At 47.0% G+C, this 23,859-nt stretch carries 14 protein-coding genes and 2 tRNA genes; 10 read left to right on the top strand and 6 right to left on the bottom strand.

The features are described 5' to 3' along the window. Positions 1-66: 66 nt before the first annotated feature. Positions 67-2,106, bottom strand: a complete 2,040-nt coding sequence (locus ViNHUV68_RS11795; RefSeq protein ID WP_038174195.1) for an EAL domain-containing protein — start codon at positions 2,104-2,106, stop codon at positions 67-69. A gap of 195 nt (positions 2,107-2,301) precedes the next feature. Here ViNHUV68_RS11795 and ViNHUV68_RS11790 point away from each other — a divergent pair, with 195 nt between their 5' ends. From ViNHUV68_RS11790 to truB, 10 genes are all read left to right on the top strand, one after another. Then, entirely contained in the window at positions 2,302-2,829 is a 528-nt protein-coding gene (locus tag ViNHUV68_RS11790) for an SCP2 sterol-binding domain-containing protein (RefSeq protein WP_391088270.1), read from the top strand. Beyond that, positions 2,813-3,316 carry a GNAT family N-acetyltransferase gene (locus ViNHUV68_RS11785; protein WP_038174190.1) on the top strand — a complete coding sequence of 168 codons (504 nt, stop codon included), beginning with the start codon at positions 2,813-2,815 and terminating at the stop codon, positions 3,314-3,316. The genes ViNHUV68_RS11790 and ViNHUV68_RS11785 overlap by 17 nt, the downstream gene beginning before the upstream one ends. A 225-nt stretch (positions 3,317-3,541) precedes the next feature. Then, the gene (secG, locus tag ViNHUV68_RS11780) at positions 3,542-3,877 is read left to right on the top strand and encodes a preprotein translocase subunit SecG (protein WP_038174188.1); all 336 of its coding nucleotides are present in this window, start codon (positions 3,542-3,544) and stop codon (positions 3,875-3,877) included. Positions 3,878-3,906: 29 nt separating this feature from the next. Further along, positions 3,907-3,990: transfer RNA gene (locus ViNHUV68_RS11775), tRNA-Leu, on the top strand. A gap of 56 nt (positions 3,991-4,046) precedes the next feature. Further along, positions 4,047-4,123, top strand: a tRNA-Met gene (locus tag ViNHUV68_RS11770). A gap of 207 nt (positions 4,124-4,330) precedes the next feature. Then, positions 4,331-4,786, top strand: coding sequence for a ribosome maturation factor RimP (rimP, locus tag ViNHUV68_RS11765; RefSeq protein WP_038174187.1), 456 nt, complete (start codon positions 4,331-4,333; stop codon positions 4,784-4,786). A gap of 24 nt (positions 4,787-4,810) precedes the next feature. Then, a complete protein-coding gene (gene nusA / locus ViNHUV68_RS11760; protein WP_038174186.1) occupies positions 4,811-6,298 on the top strand; it encodes a transcription termination factor NusA in 1,488 nt (495 codons plus the stop codon). A 21-nt stretch (positions 6,299-6,319) separates the two neighbouring features. After that, entirely contained in the window at positions 6,320-9,004 is a 2,685-nt protein-coding gene (gene infB, locus ViNHUV68_RS11755; protein WP_038174185.1) for a translation initiation factor IF-2, read from the top strand. A gap of 111 nt (positions 9,005-9,115) precedes the next feature. Further along, complete coding sequence (rbfA, locus tag ViNHUV68_RS11750) at positions 9,116-9,526, top strand: 30S ribosome-binding factor RbfA (RefSeq protein ID WP_038174183.1); 411 nt, start codon at positions 9,116-9,118, stop codon at positions 9,524-9,526. After that, complete coding sequence (gene truB, locus ViNHUV68_RS11745) at positions 9,526-10,470, top strand: tRNA pseudouridine(55) synthase TruB (RefSeq protein ID WP_391088267.1); 945 nt, start codon at positions 9,526-9,528, stop codon at positions 10,468-10,470. The genes rbfA and truB overlap by 1 nt, the downstream gene beginning before the upstream one ends. A gap of 49 nt (positions 10,471-10,519) precedes the next feature. Here truB and ViNHUV68_RS11740 read toward each other — a convergent pair whose 3' ends face one another. The 5 genes from ViNHUV68_RS11740 to gltB (ViNHUV68_RS11720) form a co-directional block, all read right to left on the bottom strand. Next, positions 10,520-10,948 (bottom strand): DUF1499 domain-containing protein, encoded by a 429-nt coding sequence (locus tag ViNHUV68_RS11740; protein WP_391088265.1) that lies wholly within the window; start codon positions 10,946-10,948, stop codon positions 10,520-10,522. A gap of 96 nt (positions 10,949-11,044) precedes the next feature. Beyond that, a complete protein-coding gene (locus tag ViNHUV68_RS11735) occupies positions 11,045-12,457 on the bottom strand; it encodes an FAD-dependent oxidoreductase (protein WP_391088263.1) in 1,413 nt (470 codons plus the stop codon). Between the two features lie 21 nt (positions 12,458-12,478). Further along, positions 12,479-16,942, bottom strand: a complete 4,464-nt coding sequence (gene gltB / locus ViNHUV68_RS11730; RefSeq protein ID WP_391088261.1) for a glutamate synthase large subunit — start codon at positions 16,940-16,942, stop codon at positions 12,479-12,481. Between the two features lie 428 nt (positions 16,943-17,370). After that, a complete protein-coding gene (locus ViNHUV68_RS11725; protein ID WP_038174177.1) occupies positions 17,371-18,840 on the bottom strand; it encodes a glutamate synthase subunit beta in 1,470 nt (489 codons plus the stop codon). Next, positions 18,840-23,387: a glutamate synthase large subunit gene (gltB, locus tag ViNHUV68_RS11720; protein WP_391088259.1), complete on the bottom strand. Its 4,548-nt coding sequence runs from the start codon at positions 23,385-23,387 to the stop codon at positions 18,840-18,842. The genes ViNHUV68_RS11725 and gltB (ViNHUV68_RS11720) overlap by 1 nt, the downstream gene beginning before the upstream one ends. Between the last annotated feature and the right edge of the window lie 472 nt (positions 23,388-23,859).

Here is a 23,859-nt window from a genome sequence, read left to right as displayed (position 1 = left end):
ATATATGAATGGCAGATTTGATGTGAGGCAGGTTTGAGTGAGTTTGTTGAGCAATTTCTAAAAAGGTTAGCTCTTGTGGCGACGATTTTGCGCAAATAGCTCTTCTACTTCCTGACGTGGTTGAGGGCGATGGAAGTGGAAACCCTGAATGGAGTTACAGTTCAGATTTGAAAGCAGGGTCGCTTGCTGTTGTGTTTCTACCCCTTCTGCGACAACGGTCAAATTAAGCGATTTACCTAAATTGATGATGTTTTCGATGACGGTGATCTGCTTGGGCAGTGTGTCGATGTCTGAGATAAAAGCGCGGTCGATTTTTAGCTCATCAAGTGGGAAGCGAGCTAAATAAGAGAGAGAAGAGTAACCAGTGCCGAAGTCGTCGATAGACAGAGCAAAACCGAGTTTTTTAATCGCATTGAGCATCTGCAGCGTGTGATCGCTATCACTCATAACCGCACTTTCGGTGAGTTCGAAAGTGATGCAGCTAGGGTCAAGCTCGGTGGTGCGTAACAGCTTTTCCATGTAATCGATAAGCTTGGGATTGCCAAATTGCTCAGGAGACAAGTTAATCGCAACGCGGCCGGGCAGAATACCTTGCAGCTTCCAACGCTTAACGGTGGTAAATACATCACGCATTACCACACGGCCAAGGTGTTCAATCAAGCCTGCACGCTCGGCAACAGGAATAAAAGCGCCTGGGCTGATATAGCCTTCAATCGGATGCTTCCAGCGAATCAAGGCTTCAGCACCATTAATGCTGAAATCGCGAGCATTAACCTTAGGTTGATACCACACTTCAAGCCCATTTTGCTGTAGCGCTTTTTGTAGTTCGATTTCTAACCAAAGCCGCATGCGCGCTTCTTTATTCATTTGATCGTTAAATTTAATCAAACGATTTCGGCCGCGATCTTTGGCTTCGTACATGGCGGTATCGGCGTTTTGCAGCAAGATGCGCGCATCATTGCCATCACCAGGATACGCCACGCTACCAATCGAGCAGGCAAGACGTTTACTAAAATGGTGAAGGTCAAAAGGCTGATTAATCAGTGAGATGATCCGCTCAGACAGTATCTCTGCCATGCGGTTATTCTCGGGTTCAGGTAGAATAATACCAAACTCATCGCCTCCTAAATGCCCTAATACCGCTTGTTGCGGTAGAAGACGTTTAAGACGAGAAGAGACCTCTTTAATGACCTTATCACCAATATGGTGGCCCAAGGAGTCATTGATGTTTTTGAAGTTATCAATGTCCAAGTAGAGCATGATGAGCGGGGTTTCATTGTGGATCATCTGCTCAAGACGTTTAGTGAAACCAAAGCGATTATAGAGCCCGGTAAGGGAATCTACATGGGCATCTTCTTGATTGTTGACGCGCAAGGTTTTGGGCGTCGTTTCGGCGTCTTGAATCAGCACCAATTGCGAGTCACTACCGAGGAGCATGGTAGCGTCAGCCATTAACTGAACTTTACGTTCAAAGCCACAACGAGGACTGGTTAAACACACCAATGGCGCTTCGCATAAACTGTTGGTCAGAGACTCAGAAAAAACGGTTTTGGTTTTCTCATCGATAAACAGACGTGACAGGCTTTCACCTAAAACATCTTGTGCAGATTCAAGACCTAACAGTCGCAGGGCCGATGGGTTGACTGAGATGACGCAATCGTCCTCGACCAATAAAATCCCTTCCGGAAGTAACGACGTTAAGGTTGAGAACTTGCCCTCAGCCTCGTCTAACGAGCGGATCAGGATCTGCTTTTCAGAGGTATCGATGGCGTGAAAGATGATGTGCTCGATTTTGCCGTCGATGTCGACAGGCGAAACGTTGAAGTGAAGGCTGGTTTCTAAATTTAAATCACCGAGAGTCATCTCGGCCTCAATAGACTCACCTTTGAACGCTCTTTGATAGTAGGGCTTGAGATTATCGTAAAATTGCTGACCCATAATTTGGGCGTCATTCATACCGACGAGCTCTGTCGCAGTCAGTCCAGCGATATCGCAATAGCGTCCGTTAACCACGGCATAGTTATGCTGGTTGTCCAAAACGGCGAAAAAGAACGGGCTATTGGCCGTTATTTTTGTAAACCAGTGCTGTAATTGTTGCGATAGCATCAAGGGGGTCCGACTCTCCAAAGAGCAAAGCATTTATACAAAAAAATTTGTAGGTGTTGTCAACACTATAACTGTCCTTGCCCCGAGTTTAAAGCGCTAAGGGCGCGTGTCTCTTTTTTGATAAATGACAGGAATCGGCGAGCAAACATGCTTTATGATAAGACATTACAGACATCAAAATAACGGATAACTCGCGTGATTAACAAGATTCGCACTCAACTAGTTCAAAATGCCGCATCAATTATGCGATCCCCAGTCCACTTATTGCCGCAATTTGTACAAAAAAAAGCCTTGCTTGAAGGGTTGAAGATGGTATTCAAAGAGGCGTTAGAAGAGGGGGACTTTGAATTTTTAGCTGGAAAGTGGTTAAAAGTTGAGATTAGAGATCTGCAATTGAGTTGGTTGATCAGTTATCAAGATGAAAAACTGCTTGTTGCAGACACTCCGGTTGCTGAAGATGTGCTGTTCAGCGCTAATCTTAACGACTTAGTGTTGATTGCTGGGCGCAAAGAAGACCCGGATACACTGTTTTTTCAACGTCGTCTTACTATCGAGGGAGATACAGAGTTGGGGCTAGAGGTGAAGAACCTCATGGACAGTGTCGATTTGGAGTCGCTACCGACAGCGTTACAAAGTGTATTAAATCAACTAGCCGACTTTGTGCAAAAAGGCTTACAATCGCCAGTAACACAAAAAGAGGTTATTAATGCTTATTCGAACTGAAGCCCCCGCAGACATTCTTGGCGTCGATCGTTTATTAAAACATGCTTTTGAAACCAAAGCGGAAGCAAACTTAGTGATGAAGCTAAGGGAGAATGGTCGCCGTACGCTATCATTTGTCGCTTGTAGTGATGAAGGTGATGTGGTCGGCTATGTCATGTTTAGTCCTGTGACATTGAATGGTGAAGACCTCAATTGGCAGGGATTAGCGCCGCTTGCGGTTCATCCAGACTATCGCAATCAAGGCATTGCAGAGCAAATCGTCAAAGAGGGGCTGACCTCTTTACTTGAGTTTGGCTATCCTGCCTGCGTGGTTCTCGGATCCCCTGATTATTATGCGCGTTTTGGCTTTGTTGCCAGTGAAGCGCATCAAATGCACTGTCAATGGGAAGTGCCGCCGGGCGTATTTCAGGTTCTGCCATTAGTGGACGGTGAGTTTACTGGTCGTTCAGGTTGTATTGAGTACAGCCCAGAATTCACCGAGCTGTAAGTAATAGACGCCGAATCCAACGCCAAGCGTGGCTTTTTGTCCTTTTTTTGACCGTTCGGTGCCTAAGAGGTATTTTTTTGCAAAAATCCGCTTGTCACTGCAACTGTGTTTGGTTAGTATTGCTCGGCCTTCGGAAAGGAGGTCGCTAGCCTTGTTCTGAAAGCTTGATGAAAAGTGAGTTTTCGAGCGGCGCTGGCTCAACAATTTGGAACATAGGTGGAAATTATGTTTACAGTTCTACTTGTGATTTACCTGTTGGCAGCGGTTGGTGTAATCGGCCTAGTGCTGATTCAACAAGGTAAAGGCGCAGATATGGGAGCCTCATTCGGTGCAGGCGCATCAAACACAGTGTTTGGCGCAGGCGGCTCAGGTAATTTTCTAACCCGAATGACTGCAGTTTTTGCAACAGCATTTTTCATTATCAGCTTAGTGCTAGGCAATATGTCTACACACAAAACTGAATCTCAGTGGATTGACCCAACGCAAGGTCAAATTATCCAACAAGCTGATGATGTTGCGAGTGAAGTTCCAGCCCCTAAGGGTGACGAAATTCCTCAATAAGCTATTTTCTAGCTGAAATAGAATTAGCTGCCGAGATGGTGAAATTGGTAGACACGCTAGCATGAGGTGCTAGTGCCTTTGGTGTGAGGGTTCGAGTCCCTCTCTCGGCACCATTGATTTACAAACTTGTAAAACATCTTCGAGAGCGTATAATGCTCGACAAGTCGGACGCGGGGTGGAGCAGTTTGGTAGCTCGTCGGGCTCATAACCCGAAGGTCGTCGGTTCAAATCCGGCCCCCGCAACCAATCCTTTTCAGGATTAGGCAAGTTTGCGCAGTATTGCTACTGCGAGTTAAGTGGAAATTTATCACTTAACACATCAGGGTCCAGCAACAAAAAACCCCGACTTTTCGGGGTTTTTTGTTATCTAAATTTCCATATTTGGTGATTTAGAGTTTTGCTTGGAATTTAAATTGGGCTCTGAGCCCTTTTTTTGTTTCTGGAGTGGTTTAAATGACTGGTTTAGAAAGACAACTTACTGAAATGCTTGAAGCTCCTGTAGCGGCATCAGGTTATGAGTTAGTTGGGTTAGAATTTATTCGCGCAGGCGAGCATTCAACGTTACGTATCTTTATCGATCACGAAAACGGTATTAACGTTGATGATTGTGCAGAAGTTAGCCGCCAAGTGAGTGCGGTTATGGATGTCGAAGATCCAATCACGGTGGCTTACAACCTTGAAGTTTCTTCACCAGGTCTAGAAAGACCACTTTTTAAAACAGCACACTATGAGCAATTTATTGGTCACGAGGTAAGTATCGTTTTGAAAATGGCTGTGGCCAATCGTCGTAAGTGGAAAGGTACTATCCACTCAGTCGATGGCGAAACTATTTCTGTTATCGTTGAAGGTAACCAAGAAGAGTTCGCGCTCAGTAATATTTCAAAAGCTAACCTGATCCCTAAATTTTAATTAAAGTCTTAGAGGCTATTTAAAATGAGTAAAGAAATTTTAGCGGTAGTAGAGGCGGTATCGAACGAGAAAGCGGTGCCTCGTGAGCGTATATTTGAAGCCCTTGAAATTGCACTTGCAACTTCTACTAAGAAAAAACACGAGATGGAAATCGATGTCCGTGTTGAAATTGACCGCAAAACCGGTGAGTTTGAAACTTTCCGTCGTTGGTTAGTGGTTGAAGAAGTTGAACATCCAACTAAAGAAATTTCAATCGAAGCTGCACAGTATGAAGATCCAGAAATGCAGCTTGGTGATTACGTTGAAGATGATATCGAGTCAGTAACGTTTGACCGTATTACCACTCAAACCGCGAAACAAGTGATCGTACAGAAAGTACGTGAAGCAGAGCGTGCGCAAATCGTTGAGCAGTTTATTGACAACGAAGGCGAGCTTGTTACTGGTGTGGTTAAGAAAGTAAATCGTGAAACTGTGGTTCTGGATCTTGGCAACAATGCCGAGGCCGTTATCCTACGTGATGACCAACTTCCACGTGAAAACTTCCGTCCAGGCGACCGTGTTCGTGGTCTACTTTATAAAGTAGCGCCAGATGCGCGTGGCTTCCAGCTGTTTATCACTCGCTCTAAGCCAGAGATGCTAGCTGAACTATTCCGTGTTGAAGTACCAGAAATCGCTGAAGAAATCATCGAAATGAAAGGTGCGGCACGTGATCCAGGTTCTCGCGCGAAAATCGCCGTGAAAACAAACGATAAGCGTATCGACCCTGTCGGCGCATGTGTAGGTATGCGTGGTGCACGTGTACAAGCCGTGTCTGGTGAGCTTGGTGGTGAGCGTATCGATATCGTTCTTTGGAATGATAACCCAGCACAATTTGTTATCAATGCAATGGCGCCTGCCGATGTGGCTTCTATCATCGTTGATGAAGATGCTCACTCAATGGATATCGCGGTTGAAGCGGATAACTTAGCGCAAGCGATCGGTCGTAATGGCCAGAACGTTCGTCTTGCGTCTCAACTTACCGGTTGGGAACTTAACGTAATGACAGTTGAAGACCTGCACAAGAAACACGCAGAAGAGTCTCAAGCTGCAATTGAAAACTTCATGAAGCACCTAGATATTGAAGAAGACTTTGCTCAGCTATTAGTTGAAGAAGGTTTCTCTACTCTAGAAGAAGTGGCTTACGTACCAGTAAGCGAGTTACTTGAAGTTGACGGTCTAGATGAAGATCTCATCGAAGAACTACGTAATCGTGCTAAGAATGCACTAACCACTCTAGCGCTAGCGCAAGAAGAATCTTTCGAAGGCGTAGAGCCTGCTGAAGACCTACTTGGCCTCGAAGGCCTTGAGCGTGAGATGGCATTCAAACTGGCAGCTAAAGGTGTGAGAACACTAGAAGACCTAGCTGATCAGGGTATTGATGATTTAGAAGGTATTGAAGGTCTGACCGAAGAACGTGCGGGTGAGCTAATTATGGCAGCTCGTAACATTTGTTGGTTCGGCGAAGACGCATAATTCAGCAGGGGAGGAAGCGGCATGACACAAATTACTGTTAAGGCACTGAGTGAAGAAATTGGAACGCCAGTGGACCGCTTAATTGAACAACTTGCTGACGCTGGTATGAACAAAGCGAGTGGTGACCAAGTTTCTGATGATGAAAAACAGAAGCTTTTGACTCACCTTAAAAAAGAGCACGGTGACACGTCAGGTGAAACTGAGCCATCTCGTTTGACACTACAGCGTAAGACTCGCAGCACACTAAGCGTAAATGCTGGTGGCGGCAAGAGTAAGGATGTTCAAGTAGAAGTACGCAAAAAGCGCACTTATGTGAAGCGCAGCATCATCGAAGACGACGCGAAACGTGAGGCTGAGGAAGCAGCAAATCGTGAAGCGGAGGAGCTTGCGAAGCGTGAAGCTGAAGAGCAAGCAAAACGCGAAGCTGCAGAGAAAGCACAACGCGAGGCCGAAGAAAAAGTGAAGCGAGAAGCGGATGCAAAACGTGAAGCTGAAGAGAAGGCCAAACGCGTACAAGCTGATAAGGCTAAGAAAGAAATGAATGCAAAAAACGCAGACGTGAATACGCAAGCGAAGAAAGAAGCTGACGAATTGAAGCGTCGTCAGGAAGAAGAAGCGCAACGCAAAGCGGAAGAAGAAGCCGCTAAGCTTGTTGAAGAAGCTCGTAAGCTTGCTGAAGAAAACGAAGCTCGCTGGACAGAAGAAGAGAAGAAGAAGAAAGAGTTAGAAAACTCTGACTATCACATCACGACTTCTACTTATGCCCGTGAAGCAGAAGATGCTGCAGACCGTAAAGAAGAAAGCGGTCGTCGCAAGAAGAAGAAAAAGCCTGCTGATGATCAAAACCGCAGTGGTCGTAACCAACGTGGTGGTCGTGGCCGTAATAATAAAGGCAAATTGGCTAAGCCAACATCGATGCAACACGGTTTTGATAAGACAGCAACGGTAGCTAAGTCTGACGTTGTCATTGGTGAAACGATCGTTGTTTCTGAACTGGCGAGCAAAATGTCAGTCAAAGGCACTGAAGTTATCAAAGTAATGATGAAAATGGGCGCAATGGCGACCATCAACCAAGTTATTGACCAAGAAACAGCAGCGCTTGTTGCTGAAGAAATGGGTCACAAGGTTGTTCTACGTAAAGAGAACGAACTTGAAGAAGCGGTACTTGCTGATCGTGATAACGATGCTCTGGCTGAAAGTCGCGCACCGGTTGTTACTATCATGGGTCACGTTGACCACGGTAAAACGTCGACGCTTGACTACATCCGTAAAGCACACGTTGCTTCAGGTGAAGCGGGCGGCATTACGCAGCACATTGGTGCATACCACGTTGAAACTGACAACGGCATGATCACTTTCCTTGATACTCCGGGACACGCCGCGTTTACCGCAATGCGTGCACGTGGTGCTCAAGCGACAGATATCGTAGTTCTTGTTGTTGCAGCAGACGATGGCGTAATGCCTCAAACAGTCGAAGCAATCCAGCACGCGAAAGCGGCAGGTGTGCCTCTGATTGTTGCTGTGAACAAGATTGATAAAGAAGGCGCGAACCCAGATAACGTTAAGAATGAGCTAGCTCAATACGACGTTATTCCTGAAGAGTGGGGCGGTGAGAACATGTTTGTTCACATCTCTGCGAAACAGGGTACTAACATTGAAGGCCTTCTAGAAACTATCCTTCTTCAGTCAGAAGTTCTTGAACTTAAGGCTGTAAAAGAAGGCATGGCTTCAGGTGTGGTTGTTGAATCTCGCCTAGATAAAGGTCGTGGTCCAGTGGCAACTGTACTGGTTCAATCTGGTACGCTGAACAAAGGTGATATCTTACTGTGTGGCCAAGAATATGGTCGTGTTCGTGCAATGCGCGATGAGAACGGTAACGAAATTACGTCAGCGGGTCCTTCGATCCCTGTCGAAATCATCGGTCTGTCTGGTGTGCCATCTTCTGGTGATGAAGCTACCGTTGTTCGTGATGAGCGTAAAGCCCGTGAAGTTGCTAACTACCGTCAAGGTAAGTTCCGCGATGTGAAACTGGCTCGTCAGCAGAAATCTAAGCTAGAGAACATGTTCTCTAACATGACTGCAGGTGAAGTTGCTGAACTGAATGTGGTACTTAAAGCCGACGTTCAAGGTTCTGTTGAAGCAATCGCAGACTCGCTACGTAAACTTTCAACTGACGAAGTGAAAGTGAACATCGTGGGCTCTGGTGTTGGTGGTATTACTGAAACTGATGCGGTACTTGCTGAAGCTTCAAACGCTATCATCCTTGGCTTTAACGTTCGTGCCGATGCATCAGCGCGTCGCGCGATTGAATCTGCTAACGTTGACCTACGTTACTACTCAATCATTTACCAATTGATTGACGAAGTGAAACAAGCAATGGGCGGCATGCTAGCACCAGAATTTAAGCAAGAGATCATTGGTCTTGCTCAAGTTCGTGATGTGTTCAAGTCTCCTAAGCTTGGTGCAATCGCTGGTTGTATGGTTACTGAAGGCGTAATTAAGCGTAGCAACCCTATCCGTGTTCTACGTGATAACGTTGTTATCTACGAAGGTGAACTTGAGTCACTTCGTCGCTTTAAAGATGATGTTCAAGAAGTTAAGAACGGCTACGAATGTGGTATCGGCGTTAAGAACTACAACGATGTTCGCGTAGGCGACCAAATCGAAGTATTTGAAATCGTTGAGATAAAACGTACTCTTGACTAATAGACTAAAATTACTTGCGTTATCTTTTAGATAGGCAGTAATTGGTTGTTGAATACACCATGGGGGGCTGGCTTTGACCATCCCCCCATTCTTTCTAATAAGAGAAAAGATATGTCAAAAGAATTTAGCCGCACGCAGCGTGTGTCGCAGCAGTTGCAAAAAGAACTAGCAATGATCCTTCAGCGTGAAGTCCGTGACTCTCGCCTAGGTATGGTGACAATTTCTGATGTGGAAGTGTCACGCGATCTTGCTTACGCCAAAGTGTTTGTCACTTTCCTTTGTGTCGGTGAGCAGACCCCTGAATCTTGTCTAGAAGCGCTACGTGAACACGAAGTTCACATCCGTATGATGCTAGGTAAGCGTATTCGTTTACGTCTAACGCCGGAAGTTCGCTTCTACTACGACAACACACTGGTTGAAGGTATGCGTATGTCTAACCTTGTTTCAGAAGTGGTCAGTGAAGATAAGCGTAAACAACATGACTCTGGTCGTGAAGACGAATCGACTGGGGAAGACAACTAATGGCTCGTCGTCGTAAAGGTCGTCCAATTAACGGCGTTATCCTTTTGGATAAGCCAACAGGCATTTCATCGAATGATGCTCTGCAAAAAGTAAAACGTATTTACTTTGCAGAGAAAGCGGGTCACACCGGTGCTCTGGATCCTCTCGCGACAGGCATGCTACCCATTTGTCTTGGTGAAGCAACAAAGTTCTCTCAGTTTCTACTCGATTCAGATAAGCGTTATCGTGTGATCGCCAAGCTTGGTGAGCGCACCAATACGTCTGATTCAGATGGTGAAGTGGTTGAGACACGTGCCATCGATGTCGATCAAAATAAGCTCGAAACGTGTATTGAAACATTCCGTGGTGAATCTGATCAGATACCTTCAATGTTTTCGGCATTAAAGTACCAAGGTAAGCCTTTGTACGAGTATGCACGTCAAGGCATTGAAGTACCACGCGAGTCGCGTAAGATCACCGTGTATGAAATCGTTCTGCACCGCTTTGAAGGCGATGAAGTTGAGATGGAAGTACACTGCTCGAAAGGGACATACATTCGCACTATCGTTGATGATTTGGGCGAAATGCTAGGCTGTGGTGCTCACGTGACTATGCTGCGTCGTACTAAGGTGGCTGACTACCCTTACGAGAGAATGGTGACCTTAGAGCAATTAAATGAGCGTCTAGAACAAGCCGAACGTGATGGCATTGCGCCGCGTGAGCTACTCGACCCATTATTATTGCCGATGGATACTGCGGTTGAGGCTTTACCTGAGGTAAATCTCAATGCAGAGCTGACGGATTTAGTGCAGCACGGTCAACCTGTGCAAGTGTTTGGTGCCCCTGAAGGGACGCTACGTATGACATCAGGTGACGAGCGATTATTTATCGGCATTGCTGAGCTAAACGATGATGGCAAAGTTGCCCCGAAGCGTTTAGTGGTATTCCGAGAAGAAACGGAATAATCGACGTGTGATACAACAAACCGAAGCCATCGCTTCGGTTTTTTTATATCTATTGAATCAGGCCGTTTGTGCTGAGTTTTTCACGTAACTGTTCGGCACGTTTGCGGTTAACACCAAAATCTGAGTAACCGACACGTGACTCTGAGCGTACCACTAGCTTGTCATCATCAATGCGCAGCTCTAGGTCATCGACAAAACGCATGATTTTAGACGTGCACTCAACTCTTATATAGTTGTCTTGTTTAGCCGCTGTTTTCGCGCCTGGCAGTTGTAAGGCGATGCGTTCAATCGCGTCGATATCGGCGGTAGGTGTGAGGACGAAAGCATCGAGAGAAAACGCTTCACGCTCATCTTCAGTCGAGACACAGTTAGGTTTGTTACCACACGGAGTTGAAGTGCGGTCGGTCATGGTAGTAACTCCTTGGCTACAAGCGGTCAAAGTAACGAGAGAGATAACAAGCAAAGCGATGTTTTTCATATCAATACCCTTTAAGAGTGTTGACCTAATTATATGGTTTAAAAACAGAAAAGGATCCAATTAATGGATCCTTTTCTGTTTGTTTTAACGCTGTGATCAAACTTCGAGGTAGTCGAGGATACCTTCTGCAGCTTTACGTCCTTCGTCGATCGCGGTGACCACTAAGTCTGAACCGCGTACAGCGTCACCACCAGCAAAAATTTTCGCGTTAGTGGTTTGGTACATGAAGGTTTGATTAACTGGCGCTTGAATACGTCCCCATTGATCAAATTCTACACCGTACGGCTCTAGCCATGGCATCTGGTGGGGCTGAAAGCCAAATGCCATGATGACTGCATCTGCGGCGAGGACGTGCTCACTGCCTTGAACAGGTTCAGGACGGCGGCGTCCTGCTTCATCAGGCTCACCCAATGCGGTCTTGACCACTTTAACGCCCGTAACCTGACCACGAGTGTCAACTTCGATACCCAAGGGCTGTAAGTTAAACATGAACTTAACGCCCTCTTCTTTGGCATTTTTTACTTCGCGACGTGAACCGGGCATATTGGCCTCATCACGACGATAAGCACAAACAACGTTAGCGGCGCCTTGACGGATAGAGGTTCGTACACAGTCCATCGCGGTATCACCACCACCGAGTACCACCACTTTCTTACCCGTCATGTCGATGAAAGGCTGGTCAGTTTCAAGTTCCATCACTTTATAGGTATTGGAGATCAGAAACGGTAGGGCATCGTAAACGCCGGGCGCTTGTTCGTTGTCGAGTCCAGCCCGCATATTCTTATACGTGCCGACGCCTAAAAATACCGCATCGTAATCGTCGATCAGCTGTTGCATCTCAATATCTTTGCCGACTTCGACGCCGAGGCGAAATTCGACGCCCATCTCAGTAAAGACCTGGCGACGATTCGTCATCACCCCTTTTTCGAGTTTAAACGAAGGGATACCAAACGTGAGCAGACCGCCAATTTCTGGGTAACGATCAAATACCACTGGCTTAACACCATTACGGACCAGAATGTCAGCCGCCGCAAGACCGGCGGGGCCCGCGCCGATGATCGCGACTTTTTTGTCGGTCCATTCGACGTTGGACATATCTGGTTTCCAGCCCATCTCAAATGCTTTATCGGTGATATATTTTTCAATATTACCAATAGTGACAGCGCCAAAATCGTCATTGAGGGTACAAGAGCCCTCACAGAGGCGATCTTGTGGACAGACTCGGCCACATACCTCAGGCAAGCTGTTGGTTTGGTGCGCAAGGTCGGCAGCTTCGAGGATGCGGCCTTCATTGGCCAATTTCAGCCACTGAGGTATGTAGTTGTGTACCGGACACTTCCACTCACAGTAAGGGTTACCGCAGTCTAGGCAGCGATCCGCTTGTGCGGTGGCTTGCTGATTGGTGAAAGGTTCGTAGATTTCAACAAACTCTATTTTGCGCGTTTTGATCGGCTTTTTCGCAGGGTCAACACGCTGAACATCGATAAATTGGTATACGTTCTGGCTCATGATTTATACATCCTCCATGACTTACTGGGCTTGAACGCGCAGTTCAGCAGCACTACGACTTTGGTGACCGAGTAGGGTATTTAGATCCGCGGCCTGTGGTTTAACCAAATAGAACTTTGGAATCCATTCATCAAAGTTGGCTAAAATCTTTTCAGCGTGTACCGATCCTGTCTCTTCAAGATGCTCTGCGATTAAGCCGCGCAGGTGCTCTTGATGAATATAGAGATCAGACAGTGCTACCGCCTCAACCGACTCTTGGTTGACTCGACCTTGGAAGTCATCATTTTTATCCAGTACGTAAGCAAAACCACCGGTCATACCTGCGCCAAAATTCACCCCAGTAGCACCCAGTATCGCCACGATACCGCCCGTCATATATTCACAGGCGTTGTCGCCAGCGCCTTCAATGACCGCAATCGTGCCTGAGTTACGTACCGCAAAACGTTCTCCTGCGGTGCCAGCGGCAAACAGTTTTCCGCCTGTTGCCCCATACAGGCAGGTGTTGCCAATAATGGTCGCTTCATTACAAATGAAAGCAGTGCCTTGATGAGGTTTAATAGTAATTTTACCACCGGCCATGCCTTTACCAACATAGTCGTTGGCATCACCGGTAAGGTACAGTTCCACACCACCAGCGTTCCATACTCCAAATGACTGACCAGCAGTACCATCAAGGTGAATTCTGATGGGGGCTCCGGCCATGCCTTGGTTGCCGTAACGTTTGGCGATTTCACCTGACAGACGAGCGCCTACTGAGCGATCGGTATTGATGATGTTGTAGAACAAATCGGTCGATTGCTTGGCTTCGATGGCCGTCATCGCTTCATCAACAATTTTTAGATTGAGTTCCGCTTTATCGAAAGGCGCATTGGGCTCTGTCCAGAACATCGGGTGACCTTGCGCTGAGATTGGCGCTTCTAAGATGCCCGATAGATCAAGTTTACTCTGTTTGGCAGTGAGTCCTTCGACCGCTTCTAGCAGGTCAGTACGGCCAATCAGATCGGTGAGCTTTTCGACTCCAAGCTCAGCAAGCAGTTCGCGTACTTCATCGGCAAGGCCAGTGAAGTAGTTCATAACCATCTCAGGCAGGCCTTTGAAGTACTCTCTGCGTAGTGTTTCGTCCTGAGTAGCCACGCCAGTCGCGCAGTTATTCAAATGACAGATGCGTAAGAACTTACAGCCCATTGCAACCATAGGCGCAGTGCCAAAACCGAAGCTCTCGGCCCCTAGAATCGCGGCTTTAATGACGTCTAAGCCAGTCTTAAGGCCGCCATCCACTTGCAGACGGATTTTATGGCGTAGTCCATTGGCGACTAACGCTTGTTGTGTCTCGGCTAAACCAAGCTCCCATGGGCTACCGGCGTATTTGACCGAAGTCAACGGGCTCGCTGCGGTACCGCCGTCATAACCAGAAATGGTAATTAAATCGGCATACGCTTTTGCCACGCCTGTTGCGATGGTGCCAACGCCGGGCTCAGAGACTAATTTAACTGAAACAAGCGCATTGGGATTGACCTGTTTCAGGTCGAAAATAAGCTGAGCTAAATCTTCAATCGAGTAAATGTCGTGATGAGGCGGCGGCGAAATCAGCGTGACGCCTTGGACGGAGTAACGTAGCTTGGCTATTTCCGCGGTAACTTTATGCCCGGGTAGCTGACCACCTTCACCTGGTTTTGCCCCTTGCGCAACTTTAATTTGCAGTACATCAGCATTGGTTAAATAGTGGGGCGTGACACCAAACCGACCGGATGCAATCTGTTTAATGCGTGAGTTACGTTCAGTGCCAAAGCGCTTAGGATCTTCACCACCTTCACCCGAATTGGAGTAACCACCAAGGCGATTCATCGCCATGGCCAGTGCTTCGTGTGCTTCTGGGCTCAAGGCACCAATAGACATCGCCGCTGAGTCGAAGCGTTTAAACAGGTCAGTGCTTGGTTCGATTTTCTCAAGTGGCAGTGGCTTGTCGGCTTTTTTCAGCGTCATCAAATCCCGTAGCATAGCCACTGGGCGTTGGTTTACTTGTTTGGCAAAGCTCTTATAGTCGGAACTTTGGCCTGATTTTACTGCTTGCTGCAAGGTGCCGACAACATCTGGGTTATAAGCGTGATATTCGCCACCATGAACGTATTTAAGCAGTCCGCCATGCTCGATCGGCTTGCGTTTCGCCCAAGCTTTGCGTGCTAGATTAAACAAGTCTTGCTGGAAGTCTTCAAAGCAAGCGCCTTGAATGCGTGTTGTCACACCTCTAAAGCACAGCTCAACGATATCTCGGCTTAGACCTACAGCTTCAAAAAGTTGTGAACAGCGGTACGAGGCGATGGTCGAAATACCCATCTTCGACATGATCTTATACAGACCTTTATTGATGCCGGTTTGATAATTTTGCATCACTTCGCGATAGCTCTTATCTAAACCACCATCATCAATAACTTTACTGAGTGTTTCATAGGCAAGGTACGGATACACTGCCGTGGCACCAAAACCAAGTAAAACGGCAAATTGGTGCGGGTCACGTACTGAACCGGTTTCAGCAATGATGTTGGCATCACAGCGCAAATTCGCTTCGACCAGTCGTGTTTGTACCGCACCCACCGCCATTGCGGCCGGAATAGGTAACAAGCCCTTGTGTAGATCGCGGTCTGAAAGGACGACTAAGACGGTCCCGTTACGTACCACTTCTTCGGCGCGTTGACACAGTTCGTTGATGGCTTGCTTAAGATCTTTTTGATTAGGATCGTAGTTTATATCCAGCACGGTACTACGATAGTGTTCATCACTAAGTTCCAGCAGCTGCTTCATGTCTGAATAGAGCAAAACCGGAGAGTCAAACGTCACACGGTGCGCGTGACCATCCGTTTCGCAGAAGACATTCATCTCTTGGCCAATACTGCTCGCCAATGACATGACATGTTTTTCACGCAGTGGGTCGATTGGTGGGTTAGTTACCTGAGCAAATTTTTGACGGAAGTAATCGGTGATCAAGCGTTCTTTGGATGAAAGCACAGCCATTGGTGTATCATCACCCATCGAGCCGACGGCTTCTTGCCCCATATCACCGAGCACACGTAAGACTTGATCAACCTCTTCATTGCTCATGGCAAACTGTTTTTGATAAGTCTTGAGCTTGTCATCATCAAAGCTACGTTCACCGACTTGCTCGTCAGACAATTGAGCAAAAGGAGTCAGCTTATGAACGTTATTTTCCATCCACTCCCGATAGGGGTGACGACCCTTAAGATCGTTATCGATCTCACTTGATTGCCACAACTTTCCTCGGCGAGTATCAATAACCAGTAACTCACCTGGACCGACTCGACCTTTCTCGGCGACTTCATCGGGGGCGTAATCCCAGATCCCCACTTCAGAAGCAAGCGTGATGAGCTTATCTTTAGTGATCACGTAGCGAGCCGGGCGAAGGCCATTTCGGTCTAGATTACATGCGGCGTAACGACCATCAGAGAGAACGATACCTGCTGGTCCATCCCATGGTTCCATATGCTTAGAGTTGAAGTCATAGAAAGCACGCAGATCGGCATCCATGTCTGGGTGATTTTGCCAAGCGGGCGGAACCAACATGCGCATCGCACGGAAGATATCCATGCCTCCCGCTAAAAACAGATCGAGCATATTGTCTAAGCTTGAAGAGTCTGACCCTGTCTCATTGACGAAGGGCGCCGCACTGTGCAGATCTGGTAATAACGGTGATGAGAATTTATAAGCACGCGCTCGTGCCCACTGACGGTTACCTTGAATGGTATTGATTTCACCGTTGTGAGCTAAGTAGCGAAACGGCTGAGCCAATGGCCAACGAGGCTGGGTGTTGGTCGAGAAGCGCTGGTGGAACAAGCAGATAGCTGACTCCATGCGCAGATCGGCCAAATCGAGATAAAACCTTGGCAAGTCGGCAGGCATACATAACCCTTTGTAGACCATGACCTGAGTCGATAGGCTACAAATATAGAATTCTTCGTCATCAAGGATCTGTTTTTCCATTCGTCGACGCGCAATATAAAGGCGTCGTTCGATATCACGCTCGCGCCAGCCGGCCGGTGCAGAGATAAAGACTTGCTGAATATTCGGCAATGAGTCTGCTGCGATGGGGCCAAGTACTGTGCTATTGATCGGTACTTCTCGCCAACCAGCAACCGTCAAAGTTTCCTTGGCAAGCTCTTGATTAATAATGTCTTTCGCTTGCTGAGCTTTAACAGGGTCTTGGTTGAAGAAAATCATCCCGACAGCGTATTGCTTGCCAAGATTAAAACCATTTTCTTCCGCGATAAGGCGTAAGTAGGTATCGGGCTTTTGTAGTAGTAGACCACAGCCATCACCGGTTTTGCCATCTGCGGCAATGCCGCCACGGTGGGTCATGCGATCGAGTGCTGAAATTGCGGTGCGGACTAGCTTGTGGCTAGGCTCACCTTCCATATGTGCAATCAAGCCAAATCCACAGTTATCTTTTTCAAGACGAGGATCATATAGAGCCATTGCAATTCTCCCTTTGCTTCTCTGTCATCCCGACAGAACTACCAACATTAAAAGGGTTGGTATGTATGACTAACTATTCGTTTTAATTGTTATATATCGAATATATATGCGCTAAATGTCCTTAAAACATTTAACAAAAATGGACTAATTCATTTTCATCGACTTCACAACGTATAGGTTATTATAAAAAAGGTCAAGTTGTTGGTGGAATATCACGCTAATATGCGATTTACCACTAAATACGCTGTAATAGTCTATATTATTCAGTAGGTTAGTTTTTTTGTTGTTACAATTTTGCAACAAAAGAGGTGTTGTAAAAACAAAAAAGACCAGCACAATGTGCTGGTCAAATGGAAAAGTTTGGAAGGAAAGATTGCTAATTTGTTGCGACCTAGTATCGACTAAAATCGATACTAGGTCGTAATCACTTACGCAGAGAGCATCAGTGAGTTTGCTTTTGCTTCTAGGTTTGAACCACCCATCAAGTACTCATCAATGGCAATGGCGCATTCACGCCCTTCATTGATACAACGAACCACCAAAGATTGGCCAGTACGCATGTCACCTGCAGCAAAGACCCCTTTTTGATTGGTGGCAAAGCCTTGTGTTTCGACATTGCCACGCTCATCCAACTTAATGTCTAGCTGAGCCAGAACACCCGTTGGCTCTGGGTGTAAAAAGCCCATCGCTAGGAATGCCATATCACATGCAATCACACGTTCAGAGTTCGCCACTTCTTCAAATCCTGGGCGTTGACCTGGCTTTGCGTCTTGCCAAACAATGTCAGCAATGCGCAGGCCGGTGACTTCACCTTTATCGTTGCCGATAAACTCTTTGGTCAGAATGTTCCAATGACGATCACACCCTTCTTCGTGTGACGTGGTGGTTTTCATGATCATTGGATACTGAGGCCAAGGCATATTTGCCGGGCGTTTTTCTGGTGGCACTGGCATGATCTCTACTTGAGTGACGCTGGCCGCTTTGTGACGATTGGACGTTCCGACACAGTCAGAGCCAGTATCACCACCACCGATAACCACGACATGTTTACCTTTCGCGTGAATTTCTTCAGTTTTAAGGTCCATGCCGTTGGCGCGGCGGTTGTTTTGGCTAAGGAATTCCATTGCAAAGTGAACGCCTTTTAGATCGCGACCCGGAACGGGAAGATCACGAGCAACCGTCGATCCACCCGTGAGTAGAACGACATCGAATTCTTGACGTAATTGCTGGGCGTTGATGTCGACACCGACGTGTTGGTTAACTTTAAATTGAACCCCAGCTTCCGCCATTAGGTTAATTTTACGGTCAATCACATCCATACCCAATTTGAAATCTGGGATGCCGAAACGAAGCAAACCACCGACTTTCTCGTCGCGTTCAAACACAGTTACACAGTGACCGGCACTATTAAGCTGTTCTGCCGCGGCCAGACCCGCAGGGCCACTGCCGATAATCGCCACGGTTTTACCACTGCGAGAACGAGGCGATTTCGGTTTTGCGTACCCTTCACGGTACGCAGTTTCGACAATGGTTTTCTCGATGTTACAAATCGTGATTGGATCTTGGTTGATACCTAATACACAAGCACTTTCACACGGCGCAGGACACACACGACCTGTAAACTCCGGGAAGTTGTTGGTTGAACTGAGAATGTTCCACGCTTCTTCCCAGCTGTCACGATACACGGCGTCGTTAAACTCAGGGATGATGTTACCAATCGGGCAGCCGTTATGACAAAACGGCACACCGCAATCCATACAACGCGACGCTTGGGTATTAATTTTTTCACCAAACTCGTCGTTGAGGACAAACTCTTTATTGTTTTCTATTCGAACACTTGGGTCGATTTTGCTTGGTAGCTCACGACCATGTTCTAAAAATCCAGTAGGCTTACCCATTACACGGCCTCCACTTGTTCCGTTAGTGTTTGCTCAGCTTGCGCTTTACGCTTTTGAAGTACCGCTTTGTAATCACGTGGCATGACTTTCACCAGTGACGCAATGCTTGCTTCAAAATTGTCGAGGAAAGACTGGGCAACTTCACTTCCTGTGAATTCAACATGCTTAGTGAGCATCTGTTGCAATAGCTCACGGTCTTCTGCTTCGATAGGATCTAAGTCGACGAGTTCAGGATTGAGCTTAGTTTCGAAGTCGCCTGCTTTATCCCAAACATAAGCGACACCGCCACTCATACCCGCCGCAAAGTTGCGACCTGTCGAGCCTAAGATCACGGCAACGCCACCAGTCATGTATTCACAACCGTGATCACCGATACCTTCTACCACGACTTTCGCACCAGAGTTACGTACGCAGAAGCGTTCACCAGCCATACCACGAATGTAAGACTCACCCGATGTAGCACCGTAGAAACAGACGTTACCGACAACAATGTTATCTTCTGCCACTATGGTTGATTTCAAGTCTGGGTAAAGCACCAAAGTACCGCCAGACAGCCCTTTACCCCAGTAGTCGTTGGCATCGCCTTCGACTTCAAACTTGACACCTTTCGCCAAGAAAGCACCGAAGGATTGACCTGCTGAGCCATTGAATTTCACCTGCATTGGCTGAGGTAAACCTTGGTCTCGGTAGACTTTAGAAATCTCGTTCGACAGCATCGTGCCCGCAGAGCGGTCAGTGTTGACGATAGGGAAATGTGCATTTACCGCTTTGCCTTGCTCTAACGCTGGGATCGCGGCTTGAATTAGCTTGCGATCCAGTACATCTTCAAGGTTGTGGTTTTGCTTAGTTTGGTTGTAAACCCCATCTTGCTCACGCGCTTGCTCAATGTGCAGTACGGGTGAAAGATCTAGGTTTTGGTATTTCCAATGGCTAACGTCGTCACGCACTTTGAGTTTTTGCGATTGACCGACCATTTCGTCGATAGTACGGAAACCAAGTTCAGCCATGATTTCACGTAAGCCTTCTGCCATGTATTGGAAGAAAGTCACGACATCTTCTACGCGACCATCAAAACGTTCGCGTAGTGTTTTATTTTGCGTTGCGATGCCCACAGGACAGGTATTCTTATGACACTTACGCATCATGATACAACCTTCGACAACGAGAGCAGCCGTTGCCACGCCCCATTCTTCAGCACCAAGTAGCGTTGCTACCGCGAGATCACGAGGCGTTTTCATCTGGCCATCAGACTGAACCACAATACGGTTACGTAGACCGTTTTTCAGCAGTGTTTGATGTGTTTCTGCCAGACCAAGTTCCCAAGGAAGACCAGTATGACGGATAGATGACATAGGAGATGCCCCAGTACCACCATCAAAACCGGCGATAAGTACCACATCGGCTTTGGCTTTGGCAACACCAGAAGCAATTGTCCCTACGCCCGCTTCTGATACGAGCTTAACGTTAACGCGGCCATCGCGATTGGCATTTTTCAAGTCGTAGATAAGCTGAGCCAAATCTTCGATTGAGTAAATATCGTGATGCGGTGGTGGCGAAATGAGACCGACGCCTGGGGTTGAGTGACGCGTTGCGCCAATCCAGTCATCGACTTTATCACCCGGTAGTTGACCCCCTTCACCTGGTTTCGCTCCTTGAGCCATTTTGATCTGTAGCTCATCAGCGTTGGTTAGGTAGTAAGAGGTGACACCGAAGCGACCTGATGCAACCTGCTTGATCGCCGAACGCTCCCAATCGCCGTTTTCTTTGCGCTCAAAACGATTTGGATCTTCACCGCCTTCGCCTGAGTTCGATTTCGCGCCAATGCGGTTCATCGCAACCGCTAAGGTTGAGTGAGCTTCGTGAGAGATCGAGCCGAACGACATCGCACCAGTTGCAAAGCGTTTCAGGATACTATCGATAGACTCAACCTCTTCAATCGGAATTGAACCAGCTGGGTTTTTAACGAAGTCGAGTTGGCTACGCAGCGTTGCGGCGTCATTGCCTTGATCATCGACTGCTTTAGCGTATTGCTTAAATTGCGAGAAATCTTTATTACGCGTTGACTGTTGTAGTAGCGAGATCGTCTCAGGATTAAACAAGTGCTTTTCACCACGTTGTTTCCACTGATAAACGCCGCCGACATCCAGTACTTGCACCGGAATTTCGCGTGTTGGGAAACCAATGCGGTGACGTACCATCACTTCTTTAGCGATGTCATCAATGGTCAAGCCCTGAATACGAGAAACGGTTCCAGTGAAGTATCGATCGACCACAGGTTTGCTGATCCCAAGTGCTTCAAAGATCTGTGCACCATGGTAAGACTGCAAGGTCGAGATGCCCATTTTGGAGAAGATCTTCAACAGGCCACCGTTGATCGCTTGACGGTAGTTCTCAAACAGATCGCGAGTGCTGGTTTGTGGATCAAGCTTTTTGGTGCGCTGCAATTCAACCATGGTTTCGATAACGAGGTACGGGTTGATGGCATTGGCACCATAGCCGATGAGCGTGGCAAAATGGTGTGTTTCACGAGCATCACCCGTTTCAACCACAATGTCACACTTAGCGCGTAAACCTTTACGGATCAGATGGTGATGCACGGCACCAACCGCCAGCATGGCAGGGATGGCCGCGTGGTTAGAGTTCACCGCACGGTCAGTCAGTAAGATAATCGAATAACCGTCAATGACCGCATCTTCAGCGTACTGACAGATACGTTTAAGTGCGCGCTCTAGTTTGCCTTGGTCTTCACTGGCCTGAAACACGATATCGAGTGTTTTTGCTTGCAGGTGCTCGTTATCAATCGCACGCAGTTTTTCCAGTTCAGAGTTAGACAGAACCGGAGATTCAAGCTCAACTTTTTGACAGTGTTGTGGTGATTCAGTCAACAGGTTCTGATCTTTACCAAGGTAAGTGTTCAGCGACATGACCATACGCTCACGAATCGGATCGATTGGTGGGTTGGTTACCTGAGCAAACAGCTGCTTAAAGTAGTTAGATAGGTGTTGTGACTGGTGCGATAGGATCGCTAATGGCCAGTCTGCGCCCATTGCCGAAAGAGGCTCTTTGCCATCTTTTGCCATTGGTACGATGATTTCATTGACCTCTTCCGAGCTCACACCAAATGCTTGTTGTTTGTGAAGGAGTTTTTCTGGAGAAGGCTGGTTAAACTCATTGCTCGCATCGGGTAGCTTTTTCAAGCTAAGTAGATTCTCTTCAACCCATTTCTGGTAGGGCTGAGCGCTGGCTATGCCATCTTTGACTTCTTCATCAGAGATGATACGACCTTGCTCTAGGTCTGCAACAAAGATACGTCCCGGTTGCAAACGACCACGGAATTCTACGTTTTCTGGTGCAATATCGACAACGCCTGACTCTGACGCCATCACAAGGAAGTCATCTTTAGTCACGGTATAGCGTGATGGACGTAAGCCATTTCGGTCAAGCGTCGCGCCGACTTGAACACCGTCGGTGAAACAGACAGAGGCCGGGCCATCCCATGGTTCCATTACGTTGGCGTGATATTGATAAAACGCGCGGCGAGTGGGATCCATGTTTTTGTTTTCTTGCCATGCTTCAGGAATCATCATCATCAGTGCATGAGGCAAGCTACGGCCAGAAAGAACCAGTAGTTCTAACGCCATATCGAAATTCGATGAGTCTGAAGCGCCTTCTTGACATATCGGCAGTAGCATATCGATTTCGGCTTGAGTAAACAGATCCGATTCGATGATTGCTTCGCGGGCTTTCATCCAGTTCAAGTTGCCGCGTACGGTATTGATTTCACCGTTGTGAGCAATATAACGGAAAGGTTGTGCCAAGCGCCATTTCGGGAAGGTATTGGTTGAGAAACGTGAGTGGACCAAAGCGAGAGCCGTCACCATGGTCGGATTTTGTAAGTCGAGGAAGTATTGAGGAACTTGCTCAGTGGTTAACTGACCTTTGTAAACCAACGTCTTGTATGACATTGAGTTGATGTAGAAGTCGTCACCAATGTTAGATACGCTCTCTAAACACACGCGAACGGTATAGTTACGCAGGACATACAGTTTACGCTCAAGCTCTTGCGGGGTGATACCTGGACCACCAGAGATAAACACATGTTCAAACTGTGGCTCAGTACTGAGCGGGTCGGCACCAATCATTGAGTTATCGGTTGGCAATACACGATAACCAATGACATCCAACTCAAGGCGTGCAGCATTACGCTCTAAAATATCGCGACACTGAGCACGCTGATGTTCATCTTTGGGGAAAAGCACCACACCAACGCCATACTGCTCAAAAGAGGGCAGCTTAATACCAAGCTTGACCGCTTCTTCGAGGAGAAATTCGTGAGGTTTTTGTAGCAAAATGCCGGCACCGTCGCCTGAGCAAGGATCACAACCTTGGCCACCACGGTGTTCCATGCGGGCAAGCATATCAAGAGCTTGCGTAACTACGTCGTGCGATTTACGGTTTTTAAGGTGAGCAACAAAACCGATACCACAAGCGTCATGCTCCAATTCTGGAGTATATAGACCTTGTGAACTTTGCTCTCTATCTAGCATGGATACATCCTTCCAGTTCAAATAGGCGCAATGATGCTAGTCGAAACTAGTTCTACGTCCTGTCCATTATTTTTATGATTCGAAGTCGACCTGGGTTGGCGACTTTGATTCCTTTCCGTATCTCGCTGAAAAATATTGCGAGAAAAACAATCCTTGGTGAAAACCCTTTTTTTATGGTCACAATCTAGTGATTTATATAGGTAGGAGTAGGGTTTCACCGACGTTTCGCCGAATAAATGTGTAATAAAAACCACAAAAGACAGCGAAATCTGTAAATATCCTACAATTTACTTGGCCTGCAATGCAATCAAAACTCGCTGCTGTTGCCCATATTTTTCGCGTTTTAAACGTTAATATGTTTAACTTTTGCTTAACAATTGGCTTTTGACCGATGTTTTCTGCATGTTTATTGACTTTGCTTAACATCTAACTTGTTTGAAATCGTTACATTTCTCCCTTAATTTTTTTCAAA

The organism is Vibrio sp. NH-UV-68 (assembly GCF_042940635.1).
In the GTDB taxonomy this organism is placed as follows: Bacteria; Pseudomonadota; Gammaproteobacteria; order Enterobacterales; family Vibrionaceae; genus Vibrio; species Vibrio pacinii.
The sequence above is the reverse complement of the archived record's forward strand: the minus strand, read 5'-3'. Positions and strand labels throughout refer to the sequence as shown.